The sequence below is a fragment of the Nocardioides sp. zg-1228 genome, from assembly GCF_017086465.1.
GTDB lineage: Bacteria > Actinomycetota > Actinomycetes > Propionibacteriales > Nocardioidaceae > Nocardioides.
The window spans coordinates 667,642-681,873 of record NZ_CP070961.1 but is presented as its reverse complement, the minus strand read 5'-3'; the positions used below and the strand labels follow the sequence as shown (position 1 = coordinate 681,873).

At 73.9% G+C, this 14,232-nt stretch carries 15 protein-coding genes; 7 read left to right on the top strand and 8 right to left on the bottom strand.

Annotation, left to right across the window (positions count from 1 at the left end):
- Positions 1-6: 6 nt before the first annotated feature.
- Complete coding sequence (locus JX575_RS03275) at positions 7-690, top strand: IspD/TarI family cytidylyltransferase (RefSeq protein ID WP_186340239.1); 684 nt, start codon at positions 7-9, stop codon at positions 688-690.
- Here JX575_RS03275 and JX575_RS03270 read toward each other — a convergent pair.
- Entirely contained in the window at positions 671-1,252 is a 582-nt protein-coding gene (locus JX575_RS03270) for a 2-C-methyl-D-erythritol 4-phosphate cytidylyltransferase (protein ID WP_186340238.1), read from the bottom strand. The two genes, JX575_RS03275 and JX575_RS03270, sit on opposite strands and share 20 nt — an antisense overlap.
- A 2-nt stretch (positions 1,253-1,254) precedes the next feature.
- The gene (locus JX575_RS03265) at positions 1,255-1,740 is read right to left on the bottom strand and encodes a CarD family transcriptional regulator (protein WP_056602200.1); all 486 of its coding nucleotides are present in this window, start codon (positions 1,738-1,740) and stop codon (positions 1,255-1,257) included.
- Between the two features lie 156 nt (positions 1,741-1,896).
- Here JX575_RS03265 and JX575_RS03260 point away from each other — a divergent pair, with 156 nt between their 5' ends.
- The 3 genes from JX575_RS03260 to JX575_RS03250 are packed head-to-tail and all read left to right on the top strand — an operon-like array spanning position 1,897 to position 3,845.
- The gene (locus JX575_RS03260) at positions 1,897-2,607 is read left to right on the top strand and encodes a UbiA family prenyltransferase (RefSeq protein ID WP_186340237.1); all 711 of its coding nucleotides are present in this window, start codon (positions 1,897-1,899) and stop codon (positions 2,605-2,607) included.
- Between the two features lie 21 nt (positions 2,608-2,628).
- Positions 2,629-3,105 carry a hypothetical protein gene (locus JX575_RS03255; RefSeq protein WP_186340236.1) on the top strand — a complete coding sequence of 159 codons (477 nt, stop codon included), beginning with the start codon at positions 2,629-2,631 and terminating at the stop codon, positions 3,103-3,105.
- Positions 3,102-3,845 (top strand): phosphoglyceromutase, encoded by a 744-nt coding sequence (locus JX575_RS03250; RefSeq protein ID WP_186340235.1) that lies wholly within the window; start codon positions 3,102-3,104, stop codon positions 3,843-3,845. Before JX575_RS03255 ends, JX575_RS03250 begins: the two co-directional genes overlap by 4 nt.
- A gap of 33 nt (positions 3,846-3,878) precedes the next feature.
- Here JX575_RS03250 and phoU read toward each other — a convergent pair whose 3' ends face one another.
- Positions 3,879-4,529, bottom strand: coding sequence for a phosphate signaling complex protein PhoU (gene phoU / locus JX575_RS03245; RefSeq protein ID WP_186340234.1), 651 nt, complete (start codon positions 4,527-4,529; stop codon positions 3,879-3,881).
- A gap of 121 nt (positions 4,530-4,650) precedes the next feature.
- Here phoU and JX575_RS03240 point away from each other — a divergent pair, with 121 nt between their 5' ends.
- From JX575_RS03240 to JX575_RS03230, 3 genes are all read left to right on the top strand, one after another.
- Entirely contained in the window at positions 4,651-5,907 is a 1,257-nt protein-coding gene (locus JX575_RS03240) for an ATP-binding protein (RefSeq protein ID WP_186340233.1), read from the top strand.
- Between the two features lie 10 nt (positions 5,908-5,917).
- On the top strand, positions 5,918-6,595 hold the full coding sequence (locus JX575_RS03235; RefSeq protein WP_186340232.1) for a response regulator transcription factor: 678 nt from the start codon (positions 5,918-5,920) through the stop codon (positions 6,593-6,595).
- Positions 6,596-6,667: 72 nt separating this feature from the next.
- Complete coding sequence (locus JX575_RS03230; RefSeq protein WP_241005315.1) at positions 6,668-7,585, top strand: DMT family transporter; 918 nt, start codon at positions 6,668-6,670, stop codon at positions 7,583-7,585.
- On the opposite strand, the gene JX575_RS03225 is transcribed toward JX575_RS03230, so the two are convergent.
- The 5 genes from JX575_RS03225 to JX575_RS03205 form a co-directional block, all read right to left on the bottom strand.
- Positions 7,582-8,067 carry a YbjN domain-containing protein gene (locus JX575_RS03225; RefSeq protein ID WP_186340431.1) on the bottom strand — a complete coding sequence of 162 codons (486 nt, stop codon included), beginning with the start codon at positions 8,065-8,067 and terminating at the stop codon, positions 7,582-7,584. The genes JX575_RS03230 and JX575_RS03225 overlap by 4 nt on opposite strands.
- 86 nt (positions 8,068-8,153) lie before the next feature.
- Positions 8,154-9,410: a D-inositol-3-phosphate glycosyltransferase gene (mshA, locus tag JX575_RS03220; protein ID WP_241005314.1), complete on the bottom strand. Its 1,257-nt coding sequence runs from the start codon at positions 9,408-9,410 to the stop codon at positions 8,154-8,156.
- 144 nt (positions 9,411-9,554) lie between these two features.
- Complete coding sequence (locus JX575_RS03215) at positions 9,555-9,926, bottom strand: hypothetical protein (RefSeq protein ID WP_186340231.1); 372 nt, start codon at positions 9,924-9,926, stop codon at positions 9,555-9,557.
- 92 nt (positions 9,927-10,018) lie between these two features.
- Entirely contained in the window at positions 10,019-13,192 is a 3,174-nt protein-coding gene (locus JX575_RS19780) for an Ig-like domain-containing protein (protein ID WP_186340230.1), read from the bottom strand.
- Positions 13,193-13,337: 145 nt separating this feature from the next.
- Positions 13,338-14,228, bottom strand: coding sequence for an RNase H family protein (locus tag JX575_RS03205; RefSeq protein ID WP_206054500.1), 891 nt, complete (start codon positions 14,226-14,228; stop codon positions 13,338-13,340).
- Positions 14,229-14,232 lie beyond the last annotated feature (4 nt).

Sequence of the window (14,232 nt, the reverse complement as noted above, 5' to 3'; positions counted from 1 at the left end):
GCGCCGGTGTCCATCGCTGTCGTCATCCTCGCCGCCGGCTCGGGCAGCCGGGTCGGGGCCGAGGTCAACAAGGTGCTGCTGCCGCTGCGCGACGTCCCGGTGCTGGCGTGGTCGGTGCGCGACGCCCTCGCGCTGCCCGACGTACGCCGCCTCGTGCTGGTCGTGCGCCCCGAGGACCGTCCCCCGGTCGCGGCGGCGATCGCGCCCCACCTCGGCGACCGGGAGGTGCTGCTCGTCGACGGCGGGGCCACCCGGCACGCCTCGGAGTGGGCCGCCCTGCGGGTGCTGGCCGCCGACATCGAGTCCGGCGAGGTCGACGTGGTCGTGGTCCACGACGGCGCGCGGCCGCTGGCGGGGCGTGGGCTGTGGGCGGCCGTGGTCTCCGCCGCCCGCGAGGTGGGCGGCGCGATCCCCGTGGTGCCGGTGACCCAGCTGCTCGGACCGGACCGGACGGTCGTCGCGCAGCAGGTCGGCGGCGTGCAGACCCCGCAGGCGTTCCGCGCCGACGCGGTGCTGGCGGCCTACCGCGGGGCCGACGCGGACGGCTTCGAGGGCACCGACACCTCGGCCTGCGTCTCGGCCTACACCGACATCGTCGTCGCGGCCGTCGAGGGCAGCGCCCTCAACCTCAAGGTCACCTTCCCCGAGGACGTGGCGCTCGCCTCGGAGCTCACGCCGGGCGCTGGGTGAGGGCAGCCAGCAGGCGTACGTCGTCGGGCGAGGACACGCGGCGGCCCTCGGGCGGCGCCTGCAGGGCCTCGACCGGGTGGCCCGCGGCCTCGAGGTCGGCCACGGCACGGGCGAGGTCGCTGGCCGGGCGCCGCGGCAGGGAGGCCAGGACGGCGGCGGGGATCACCAGCGGCGAGGCGACGGCCACGAGCGAGTCGCGGTCGAGGGTCTGCCCCACGACCCCGTCGGAGACCACCTTCACCGTGTCGGTCACCGGGCGGGTGCCCACCACCGGGTGATCGCTCTCGCGCGCCCGCTGGAGGCAGGCGTCGATGAAGTCGGGCGGGGTCATCGGGCACAGGGCGTCGTGGAGGACGACGTCGCGCCCGGACTCCACCACCGCGGCCCACGAGACACCGCCGTCGACGAGGTCGACGCCGGCGTCGCCGAGGCCCCAGGCGGCGCACGCCACCAGTGCCTCGCCGTGGATCAGCTCGTAGGGCAGGGCCCCGCGGTCCTCGTCCAGAACGACGCCGAGGCCCCTGGGAACGTCGTCCCAGGGGCCTCGGTCAGCGTCGTCCACGCTCAGGAGGCGAGCACCTCGTCGAGCATCGCCTCGGCCTTGTCCTCGTTGGTCTTCTCGGCGAGCGCGAGCTCGGAGACCAGGATCTGCCGGGCCTTGGCCAGCATCCGCTTCTCACCGGCGGACAGGCCACGGTCACGCTCACGGCGCCACAGGTCGCGCACGACCTCCGACACCTTCATCACGTCGCCGGAGTGCAGCTTCTCGAGGTTGGCCTTGTAGCGGCGCGACCAGTTGGTCGGCTCCTCCACGTGGGCCGCACGCAGCACGTCGAAGACGCGGTCGAGGCCCTCCTTGTCGACGACGTCGCGGACGCCGACGAGGTCGAGGTTGCAGGCCGGGACGCGCACGACCAGGTCCTGTTGTGCGACGATCCTGAGGACGAGGTACTGCCGGTCCTCTCCCTTGATCGTCCGCATCTCGATGTCCTCGATGACCGCGGCCCCGTGATTGGGATAGACGACCGTTTCGCCAACGGTGAAAGTCATATGTTCAGTTCCCCTTCCTAGGTGAGCATTCTAACACGGGTCCGAAGCAGCTCTTGTCGCGTTTGCGCAGGTCAGAGGCCCTATCCGGGCTTGACAGAACGGCCCGCGCTGTGGTGCGGCCCCGCTCGGGGCGCGGCGCTGGGCATACTGCGGAGCATGCTCCGGGCACTCTCGACGACCCCGTCGCTGCTGCTCGTCCGGGCGGCGCACCCACGCCAGGCGCTGCTCACCGCCGCCGCGCTGGCGGCTGCGGCGGCCGTGGCGGGCCGTGCGCCTCGCGAGGTCGCACTGGTCGGCGCCACGGTGCTGGTGGGGCAGTCGCTCCTGGGCTGGGCGGACGACCTCGCCGACCGCGAGCGCGACGCCCGGCACCGGCCCGGCAAGCCGCTTGCCGGCGGTCGCCTCGACGCCGGCACGGTGTGGTTCGCGCTCTCCTGCGCGGTGCTGCTGGTCGTGCCCCTCGCCGTCGCCAACGGTCGCCGGGCCGCGGCGACCTACCTGGCGCTGCTGGCGCTCTCGGCGCTCGGCGACCGACTGCTGCACGACCGACCGCTGTCCTTCGCCCCGTGGATGGCGAGCTTCGCGCTCTACCCCGCGTTCCTGGCCTACGGCGGCTGGGGCGGGGTCGGCTCCCCGACGCCGCCGACGCCGGCGATGGTCGTGCTGGCCGCCGCGCTCGGACTGGGCGTGCACGTGCTGGTGGCGCTGCCGGGCCTGGTGCACGACCACCTGGAGGGCGACAGGTCCCTGCCCATGCTGCTCGCGCTGCGCACCGGCACCCCACGCCTGCTCCTCCTGGCGGGGGCCTGGACCGCCCTGGTGGTCGTCGGCGTCCTGATCGCAGGGCGGACCGCAGGGCTGGCCTGAGCCAGCGCTAGGCTGTGGGCCATGCGACTTCGACCTCTCGCGACCGCTGCCGCGGTCTTCGCGCTCGCCGCGCCGCTGTCCTCCTGTGGCTTCGACGCCGCGACCGAGCGCGAGTACGACGTCAACGGTGCGGCCGAGAACCGGGAGGGCACGGTCGACGTGCTCTCGGCGGTCGTGGTCTCCGGCAACCCCGGGTCGGGCACGTTCATCGCGTCGCTCTCCAACAACGACCTGAGCGACGAGCAGACCCTCACCGGGGTCTCCGGCGCCGAGGGCGCGCCTGTCGAGCCCGCCGACTTCGACCCCGTCGCCGTCGCACCGGGCGGGTTCGTCAACCTCGCCGAGCCGCCCGCCGCGATCGTGCTGACCGGCGACTTCGAGGCCGGCGACTTCCTGCCGCTGTCGGTCGACTTCGGCAACGGGGAGCGCATCTCCCTCAACGTCCCCGTCGTCCCCGACAACGACGACGCCTACTGGGAAGGCCTCGACGTCTCATGACGCACACGCTCGTCCTGCTCCGCCACGGCGAGAGCGAGTGGAACGCCAAGAACCTGTTCACGGGCTGGGTCGACGTGCCCCTTACCGACAAGGGCCGGGGCGAGGCGGTCCGCGGGGGCGAGCTGATGCGCGAGGCCGACGTCCTGCCCGACATCGTCCACACCTCGCTGCAGCGTCGCGCGATCAGCACCGCCTGCCTCGCGCTCGACGCGGCCGACCGCCACTGGATCCCGGTGAAGCGCTCGTGGCGGCTCAACGAGCGCCACTACGGTGCACTCCAGGGCAAGGACAAGAAGCAGACGCTCGAGGAGTACGGCGAGGAGCAGTTCATGCTCTGGCGCCGCTCCTTCGACACCCCGCCGCCCCCGATCGACGACTCCTCGGAGTTCTCCCAGGCCGACGACCCGCGCTACGTCGGCCTCGGCGAGGAGCTGCCCCGCACCGAGTGCCTCAAGGACGTCATCGCGCGCTTCCTGCCCTACTGGGACGCCGAGATCGTGCCCGACCTGCAGGCCGGCCGCACCGTCCTCGTGGCCGCGCACGGCAACAGCCTCCGCGCGCTCGTCAAGCACCTCGACCAGATCAGCGACGCCGACATCGCCGGGCTCAACATCCCCACCGGGATGCCGCTGGTCTACCGCCTCGACGATCAGATGCGCCCCACCGTCGCGGGCGGGGAGTACCTCGACCCCGAGGCTGCCGCCGCCGCGGCCGCGGCCGTCGCCAACCAGGGTCGCTGAACCCTTCGCACCCCGGTCCGCCGCAGGCGTGGGTCAGGCGCGCGCCGGCAGGTCGCCGGTGACGACGAAGACCACCCGGTTGGCGACCGAGACGGCGTGGTCGGCGATGCGCTCGTAGTAGCGACCCAGCAGGGCGACGTCCACCGCCGCCTCGACGCCGTGGCGCCAGTCGGTCGACAGCAGCTCGGTGAAGCTGCGCCGGCGCAGCTGGTCCATCACCTCGTCGTCGCGCCCGAGCTCGATCGCGGCCTCCACGTCGCGGTCGACGATGATGCTCCGCACCCGCCGCACCATGTCCTCGGCCGTCAGCGCCATCCGCTCCATCGTGGGCCGCAGCTCGTCGGGCACGGCGACGGCCGGCACCCGTAGCCGGGCGATCTTGGCGACGTGCACCGACAGGTCCCCCATCCGCTCGAGCTCGCTGACCATCCGCAGGGCGGACACGATCATCCGCAGGTCGCCCGCGACCGGCTGCTGCAGCGAGAGCAGGGCGAACGCCGTGTCGTCGACCCGCTCGCGCGCGGCGTCGACCGCCCGGTCGTTGCCGATCACCTGGTCGGCGGTGTGCACGTCGCCGGTCATCAGCGCCTTGGTGGCCTCGCGTACGGCGACCTCGACCTGCCCGCAGATGTCGGACAGGTCGGCGAAGATGCCGTCGAGCTGGTCATGGAATGCCTCACGCATGCCGCGCACGGTAGGCACCCCAAGCGAACAGACGGGCGTGCGCGGTGAACGCGGGATGAACACTCCGTGGCCCCCTGTCCATCGGGTCCGCGGGCACCTCGCGCTGCGTACGATGGCGGGCGTGGACCCGACGACGCAGGCTGCCCTGGCCGCGCTCGCGGGAGCCATCATGGCGGGCGGCGCCGTGCTCGCCTGGCACATCAGCGATCGGCAGCGCCGCACCCCGCCCGAGACCGAGGAGCCGGTCGTCCAGGCGGGCGTCGCCGCCGTGCTCAGCATCCTGCGCTCCAGCGCGGTCGTCGTCGACGAGTCCGACCACGTCGTCAAGGCCTCGGCCCCGGCCTACGCCTTCGGACTGGTGCGCGGCGACACGGTGGTGGTCCCCGAGCTGCTCGACCTGGTCGCGCAGGTGCGCCGCGACGGCCAGATCCGCGAGAGCGACCTCGACATCGCGGCCCCCGACGGCCGGGTCACCCGGACGCTGACCGCCCGCGTCGCGCCGCTCGGCGCCCGGCTGGTGCTGGCCCTGGTCGAGGACCGCACGCGCGAGCGCCGGGTGGAGGAGGTGCGCCGCGACTTCGTCGCCAACGTCAGCCACGAGCTCAAGACCCCGGTGGGGGCGATCCGGCTGCTCGCCGAGGCCGTCGCCGACGCCTCCGACGACCCCGAGGCCGTGCAGCGCTTCGCCGGCCGGATGCTCACCGAGAGCGACCGGCTCTCCCGGCTCGTCCAGCAGATCATCGAGCTGTCCCGCCTCCAGGGCCACGACCCGCTGGAGACCCCGGTCATGGTCGACCTCGACGCCGCTGTGGCCACCGCCGTCGACACCAGCGCCACCGAGGCCGCCGCCAAGCAGATCACCGTCGAGTCGCGCGGCGAGCCCGGCCTGGCGGTCTTCGGCTCGCAGGAGCAGATCGGCGCGGCCGTCAGCAACCTCGTCGCCAACGCCGTCGCCTACTCCAACGAGGGCTCGCGCGTCGTCGTGACCAGCCGCTCCGTGGGCGAGCAGGTGCAGATCTCGGTCGTCGACCAGGGCATCGGCATCCCCGCCGGGGAGATCGAGCGCATCTTCGAGCGGTTCTACCGCGTCGACCCGGCCCGGCACCGCTCCACGGGCGGCACCGGCCTCGGCCTCGCCATCGTCAAGCACGTCGCCGCCACCCACGGCGGCGACATCGCCGTGTGGTCGGTGCAGGGGCAGGGGTCCACCTTCACCCTGACCCTCCCCCGCGGCCCCGAGCCGGGCACCGGCCGCACCACCACCCCGGTCGAGGTCGTCGCCCCGGCGCGACCCGCGAGTGCCCCCGATGCCACCCCCGATCCCGCAGATCCCGCAGATCCCCCAGCACGCAGAGCACAGCAGGAGACCACCAGATGAGCACCGCCGCATGACCCGCGTCCTGGTCGTCGAGGACGAGGAGAGCTACAGCGACGCGCTGGCCTACATGCTCCGCAAGGAGGGCTACGAGGTGGCGATCGCCGCCGACGGCCGGGCCGCGCTGACCGAGTTCGACCGCTTCGGTCCCGACATCGTGCTGCTCGACCTGATGCTGCCCGGCCTCCCCGGCACGGAGGTCTGCCGCCAGATCCGCCAGTCGTCGTCGGTGCCGGTGATCATGGTGAGCGCCAAGGACGACGAGGTCGACAAGGTCGTGGGCCTCGAGCTCGGCGCCGACGACTACGTCACCAAGCCCTACTCCCCCCGCGAGCTGGTGGCCCGCATCCGGGCCGTGCTGCGCCGGGGCCACGAGCCCGAGCTCATGCCCGACACCCTCGAGGCGGGGCCGGTCCGGATGGACGTCGAGAGGCACGTCGTGACGGTCGACGGCACCGAGCAGCGACTGCCGCTCAAGGAGTTCGAGCTGCTGGAGATGTTCCTGCGCAACCCCGGTCGGGTGCTCACCCGCGGCCAGCTCATCGACCGCGTCTGGGGCTCCGACTACGTCGGCGACACCAAGACCCTCGACGTGCACGTCAAGCGGCTGCGCGCCAAGCTCGAGCCCGACCCGGGCGAGCCGAAGTACCTCGTCACCGTCCGCGGCCTGGGCTACAAGCTCGACCTGTGATGCGGCGGGATGTCGGCGTGCGACGTCCGGAATGCGCTGGTGGGACGTCATGACCGTACCTAGCCTTGACTCGTGACGACCACCAGCACCGCCTCGAGCCAGCCGACCGCGCCCCTCGCCCCGGCGCCCTGGCTGCCCGTCGCCGCCGGTGCGGTCACCCTCGTGATGTGGGCCTCGGCGTTCGTGGTGATCCGCCACGTCGCCCACGACATCAGCCCCGGCGCCCTCGGGTCGGGCCGTCTCCTCGTGGCCGCCCTCGTGGTGCTCCCACTGGTGCTGCGCCGCGGCTGGGTGCGTCCCACCCGGCGCGAGTGGGCGCTGCTGGCCGCGGGGGGCGTCGGGTGGTTCGGCGTCTACAACCTCGCGCTCAACGCCGGCGAGCGCCACGTCGACGCCGGCACCGCCGCGATGATCATCCAGATCGGCCCGGTGATCGTCGCGCTGCTCGCGGTGCCGCTCTTCGGCGAGCGGCTGCACGCCTGGCTGCTCGGCGGGATGGTCGTCGGGTTCGCCGGCGTGGCCGTCATCGCGAAGGGCTCGTCGGGCGACACCGACGCCAGCCTCCTCGGCGTGGGCCTCGTCCTGGTCGCCGCGGTGATGTACGCCGTCGGCGTGCTCACCCAGAAGGTGCTGCTGCGCCGCCTGCCGCCGGTGCAGGTCGTGTTCGTCTCGTTCCTGACGGGGGCACTGATCTGCCTGCCGTTCTCCGGCGACCTGCCGTCGATCGTCGCCGGCGGAGGCGCCGAGCTGTGGTGGATCGTCTACCTGGGCGTCTTCCCGACCGCCGTCGCGTTCACCACCTGGGCCTACGCGCTGACCCACACCGACGCCGGGGCGCTGTCGCTCACCACGTTCCTGGTCCCCGGGATCGCGACGCTGATCGCCTGGCTGACCATCGACGAGGTGCCGCCGGCCCTGACCTTCGTCGGTGGCGCGCTGGCCATCACGGGCGTGCTGATGACGCGGCGCAAGCCGCGGCCGACGCCCTAGTCGGAGCCGGCCTCGAGCCAGCCGCGGAAGGCCTCGAGGTTGCGCGTCGACTCGCCCCGCGAGAGGCGCCACTCCCACTCCTTGCGGATGGAGGAGGCGAAGCCGAGCTCGAGGATCGCGTTGAAGGACTCGTCGGCGTTGGCGAGCACCGAGCCCAGGATGCGGTCGAGCTCGTCGGGCTCGACCGACGCCAGGGGCAGGCGCGCCTCGAGGTAGATGTCACCGTGGCGGTCGACGGCGAACGAGACGGCGTACATCCGCAGGTTGCGCTCGAGGAGCCAGCGGTGGACGCGAGGGTGGTTCTCGTCGGGGTTGCGGCACACGAAGGCGTGCACGCCCAGCGCGTGGGCGCCGACGTCGAGCCGGACCGGGGTCTGGAGCTTCTTCTCCCCCGGCAGCGTCAAGGAGAAGCGGGCGCCGGCGATGCCCTCGCGGGTCGTCTCGGTGTGCTCGATCCCGTTGGCGGCGAGGTAGGCGCGCACGACGGCGGCGGCCGCGTCGGCCGGGGTGTCGGGCCGCGCGTCGGGTGGGGTGTCTGGTCGGTTGTCGGGCTGGGCGTCGGCGGTGCTCACGAGGCCATCTCAGCACGCATGCGGCCGGCCGCACGCTCATAGGCCGCCAGGGTCCGCGCCGCGGTGCGCTCCCACGAGAAGTCCTGCGCGTGGGCCACGGCGCCGCGCCCGAGGCGCTCGGCCAGCGCGGGGTCGTCGATCAGCCGGCGCAGGGTGGCCGCCCAGTCGCGGGGCTCGTGGGTGTCGACGAGCAGGCCGCTCACCCCGTCGCGCACCACCGTGGTGAGGCCGCCGACCGAGGCCGCCACGACCGGCGTGCCGGTGGCCTGCGCCTCGACGGCGACCAGCCCGAACGACTCGTTGTAGGACGGCACGGCGACCGCGGTGGCCGCGGAGGTCCACATCGCGAGCTCGCGCTGGCTCACCGGCGGGACGAACCGCACCACGTCGCTGATCCCGAGGTCGGCGGCCAGGTCGGCGAGGGCGGTCGGGTGCTCGAGCCCGGAGCCGGACGGCCCGCCCACGACGGGCACGACGAGCCGGTGCCGCAGCGACGGGTCCTGATCGAGCAGCACGCCGACCGCCCGCAGCAGCACGTCGGGCGCCTTGAGCGGCTGGATCCGGCCGGCGAACAGCAGCACGACGGCGTCCGACGGCAGGTCGAGCTCGCGGCGGGCCGGCTCGCGCCCCTGCGGAGCGAACACCGTCAGGTCCACGCCGGGATGGATCACCTCGACGGAGTCGGGGCTCGCCCCGTAGAGGTCGACGAGCTGGCGGGCCTCGGTGTCGGTGTTGGCGACGAGCAGGTCGGCGGCCGCGACGACCTGTTCCTCGCCGATGACGCGGGAGAGCGGCTCGGGGGTGTCACCGTCGGCGAGCGCCTCGTTCTTGACCTTCGCCATGGTGTGCATCGAGTGCACGAGCGGGACGTTCCAGCGGTCGCGCGCCAGTGCGCCGACCTGCCCGGAGAGCCAGTAGTGGGAGTGGACCGCGTCGTAGTGGCCCGGCGGCTGCATCGCCTCGGTGCGGAGCACCTCGCGGGCGAACGTGCACAGCTGGCCGGGCAGCTCGGCCTTGGTGAGCCCCTCGAACGGTCCCGCGGCGACGTGGCGCACCAGCACCCCGTCGGCCGCCTCGACGACCTGCGGCAGCGTCGAGGACGTGGCGCGGGTGAAGACGTCGACGGCGATCCCCTGCGCGGCCAGGCGGCGCGACAGCTCGATCACGTAGACGTTCATCCCCCCGGCGTCGCCCGTGCCGGGCTGGTCCAGCGGTGAGGTGTGCAGGCTGATCATCGCCACCCGCTCGCCCACGTTGCCTCCTCGAGGGACGTCCCTGCTCGCGCGCCCCGGTCAGGGCACCTCCGGCACAACCGCGGCGGGCGCCGAGGGATTCCCGCGGGCGCCTGTCTGCGTCGGCCGAGCGTCGTTCGGGCGTCGGTCGGGGTCGGTCGGGGGTCAGCCGGCGTGGGCGCCGCGCGTGGAGCGCCCGGTGCTGCGACCGCGACCGCGCACGAGGGCGATCGCGCCGATCAGGGCGGCCACGATCCCCCAGAACCCGTCGTACCACGGCGTGCCGGCCGGGCGGAACGCCTCGATGAGCGACAGCGTGAGCAGGCCCGAGGCGAGGCCGACGACGGCGCGCATGGCCACGGCGTCGCTCCTGACCAGCGTGGTGCCGAAGATCGCCGAGGCGATGAGCAGGCAGGCCAGGCCGACGAAGTGGAGGGTGCCCAGGAACGGGTCGTCGCCGCCACCGAGCACCGCGCGCACGACCCAGAGCGTGCCGCCCAGGAGGGCGAGCGAGGCGGAGATCTTGGCGGGAGGCACCGGACGAGTGTGCCACGGCCCACCGGGCTGCCGTCGGTCACGGCGACCCGGTGGGCCGGTGGGGTGTGGTGCGGTGTGGTGCGGAGCGCCGGTCAGCGCCCGCGGACCGCGCGGATCCTCACCCGCTCGCGGGTTCCGTCGCCGTGCGTGATCCGCAGGGTCGCGACCCGGCCCGGCCGGACGCCCAGCGGCACCCGGACGCGCGTGGTCCAGTGGCCCACGCCGTCCGCGCGACCGGCGAAGCGGAAGGTCTGCACGACGAGGCCCTTGCCCCCCGTGACGGTCGGCATGCCGCTGCTGACCAGCTGGATCGTCCGCCGGCTGCCGATCGGCACCGGCCAGGCACCCTTGACCTGGGTGCTGCGCGTCACCCACAGGTCGCGCACGACGTAGGCGATGGTGGTCGTCGTGGTGTTGCCGGCCAGGTCGGTGGCCGTGACCGTGACCGACGCGTCACCGAGGCGCCCGCTGGTGGCGACCGTGCAGCCCGCCAGGCCGGACAGCGCGTCGGCGGCGGCGCACGCCGCCTCCGGGACGGTGCCGTTGTAGACCCGGCCGGCGCGGACCCCGGTCACGCGGGCGCTCGGCGCGGTGCGGTCGATCGACACCGGCGCGCTGGTCACCACGGCGACGCCGCCGTCGGCGGCGACGACGGTGCGCGAGACCGTCTGGCCGGCACCGTCGGCGCCGAGCGTGACCGGAGCCGGGCACGTCACGGCGCCGGAGCCCGGCGTGCAGGTGAAGGTGACGGTGACCGGCGCCGCGTGCCAGCCGTTGCGGGCGCCGCCCCCGACCGTCGCGACGACCTTCGGGTCCCGGCGCGCGGTGGACGCGGCCGACGCGAGGAGGTCGGCGTTGCCGGAGAAGGTCGCAGTGACGACGGAGTCCGGGCCGCCGGTGTGGTCACCGGCCCACATGGCCGTGCCGCCGCTCAGCGCGACGGTGGCGCGCTCGGCGCCGTCCACCGCGAAGGTCACCGAGCCGTCGGGCGTGCCCGCGGCCGACGCCACGGTCGCCGTCAGGATCGCGCCGACCTCGAGGGTCGTCGTCGTCGGGGCCTTGGCCACGACCACCTTCTGCACCGCGGCGGCACCGTCGTACGCGCCGACCGGGACGGCTGCGAAGGTGGCGCCGATCCGGTGCACGCCGGCCCGGACGCCCGCCAGGGCGGGGGCCGAGGCGGTGCCGTCGCCGTCGACCGGGACCGGTGCGCCGACGGGCTCACCGTCGAGGCTGAACTGCACGGTGCCGGTCGGCGTCCCGTCGGGGCTGGCGACGGTGGCCGACAGCGGGACGCCGTCACCGTAGGTCACGTCCGACAGGACCCCGAGCTCGACCGTCACCGACGGCAGCGCCGAGACGAGGGCGGCTGTGGCGGAGACCGACCCGATGGTGGCGGTGACGCGGTGGTTGCCCGTGGCGGACGGGGTGCAGACCGCCGCGGCGCAGGCCACCGCCGCCGCAGAGCCGCGCTGGATGGTGAAGGTGCTCAGGGCCGTACGGTCGCCGAGGGCGTTCCCGTGGGTGTCGGCGCCCGTGGCGGTGTAGGCGACGTCCGTGCCCGGGGTCACGGTGGTGACGTCGGGGGTGACGACGAGGGAGGCCAACGGGCCGGGGGTGACCTCGAGCGAGGCCGTGTCGGTCTCGCCGCCGATCGCGCCCTCGACGGTCCAGGTGCCGGCCGTCGTGGGCGAGCAGACGCCCTGGGGGCAGGTGGTGGTCGCGCTGCCACGGGCGGCCGTCACGGTCGGCGTGCCGTCGCTGCGCACGTTGTCGAAGACGTCGTAGCCCGTGACGGTGAAGACGACCGGGGTGCCCGCGGCGGTCGTGTCGTCGCCCGCCAGCTCGACGCGGTCGAGTGCGGCGGGGGCCACGGTGAGGGTGGTCGCGTCGCCGGCCGGCGCGTCGGCGCCGGTCTGGGCGGCGCTGACCGAGTAGACGCCGGCGACGGTCAGGTCGCACCGGCCTGCCGCGCACGCGACGGGCGCGCCACCACCGACGGGCGTCGCGACGACGTCGCTCGCTGCCGTCTGGTCGGGCATGGCGTTGCCAAACCGGTCGGTGCCGCCGACGGTGAGCTGCAGCGGCGTGCCGGCGGTGGTCGTCGCGCCCTCGGGGCTGATCTGCAGGGCCGCGACGTCGTCGGCGAGGACGGTCAGGGTGGTGCTCGCGGTGACCGGGCCCTCGGCACCGGGCGCCGAGGCGGTCACCGTGTAGGTGCCGGCCTGCGTCGGGACGCAGGCGGCGTCGGCGCAGATGGTGGAGGCGCCGCCGCCGGCCGGGGTGTAGGAGATGGTCGCCTGCTGGTCGGGGACGGGGAGACCGTGGGAGTCGGTCCCCTCCACGCTGTAGGGCACGGGGTCACCGGCGGTGGTGGAGGCGCCCTGCGGGCTGATGGCCAGCGCGGCCAGGTCGGACCTCGCGGCGCGTACGGCGATGGTCTGGGTGGCGCGACCGGGGTCGTGGTCGGCGTCGCCGGGGGCGGTCGCGGCGAGGACGCAGGTGCCGCTGTGCTGGAAGAACAGCGTCTGGTCGTCGTCGGCGAGTCGGCACGCCTCGTTGGTGGTGGCCGGGTCGACGGCGTAGGTGACCGGGAATGCGGCGTCGGACGTCGCCACCGGGGTGTAGGTCTCCCCCACGCGGGCCGGGGCAGGCGCGGTCGTGCTGAAGGTCAGCACCTGCGGGATGCCTGCGTCGATCGTCAGGCTCCACGAGCCGATGCTGCCTGCGCCACCGCCGATGTCGTCGTAGACGAACAGCTGCCAGGTGCCGTTGGGGTCGGTCCCACCGAACGCACCGGCAAAGGTCGTCACCCCGGTCCGGGCGGGAGCAGGCGCGGGGAACCTGTTGGCCTCGTTCGCGTCGGTCGGGGCGTAGCGTCCGGACGGCGAGCCGTCGGTGAGGGTGGGGGCGCCGTCGGCGAAGGTGAAGGTGCGTTCGCCATCGAGTGAGTAGATGTCGGACATGACCGTCAGGTTGCGGCCAGACGGGCTGACGAGCATCACGTGCGCGTCGTAGGAGATCTGGTGGGTGAACCGGGTCAGGGTCAGCTCGACGGTCTTCACCCTGCTCGCCATGCCGCCGACGGTCACGGTCGACGGGTAAGGGCTGGCCACTCCAGAGCTGGGGATCGAGATCGCGCCGGAGCTGCTGAACGTGGTCGGGGCGGCAGCGGCCGGGGCCGCCAGGCCGAGGGTGACGAGCACGGGGGACATCAGCGTGGCGGCGAGGAGCCCGCGGCGGACGCTGGAGGAGAGGAATCGCACCGGGACATCCCATCCGAACCCGGGTGGTCCCGTGGTCCCTTGAGGGAGTCTTGAGCGGTTCTTCGAGACGCGTAGCGACCGGATGGCCCATGCGGGCCGTGCCGTCGTAACGACACGGGTGGTTCGGTGGTGACCGAGCGCCCGCTCAGGCCTCCGGCGTGCCCTGGTGGAAGCGCTGCTGCCAGGTGCCGCCGGTGCGCAGCCACAGCGAGCTGCGCAGCCGCCTGCCGTCGTCGCCGGACGCCCGCCAGACGAGGAGGATCGCGTCGGGGGCGACCCGCGAGACGGTGAGGACGTCGAGGCTCACGGGCGAGGCGAGCGGGCCGATCTCGGCCAGCATCTCGGCGCGGTCCCACAGCCGGCCGGAGGAGCCGATCTCCTGCCAGTCGGGGTGGAGCAGCGCCGCGACCGCGGCCCGGTCGGAGCGCACCTCGTCGCCGAGCAGGGCGCGTTCCATCGCCACGACGTGCTCCTCGTCGGAGGGCGCGGCGTCGAGGTCGTCGGCGGCGAGGCCGGAGAACAGGTCGGGCTCGGGCTCGACCTGCCCGACGGCCGCGGCCGGGTGCGCCGTCGAGCTGTCGGGCATGCCGGGACCGGGGTCGGGCACCCGCCCGTCGCGGTAGGCCATCGCGGCGGCGTTGGCCCGCTGGTCGGCGGCCTCGTTGAGCTCGTGGCCGGCGTGGCCCTTGACCCACACGAAGTCGACGTCGCGGCCCTCCATGGCGGCGTCGAGGGCCTTCATCAGCTCGACGTTCATGACGGGCTTGCCGTCGCCCTTCTTCCAGCCCTTGCGCTTCCAGCCCTTCATCCACTTGGTGATCGCGTTGATGACGTAGGTGCTGTCGCAGTAGACCCGCAGCTCCTCGTCGAGGTGCGCGGTCTGCTGGAGCAGGTCGAGCACCGCCATCAGCTCGCCCATGTTGTTGGTGCCGTGCGGCCAGCCGCCGGACGCCCAGCAGCCGTCGTCGACGTACCACGCCCATCCGGCCGGACCGGGGTTGCCGAGTGCCGAACCGTCGGCCGCCGCGATGATCACCGGC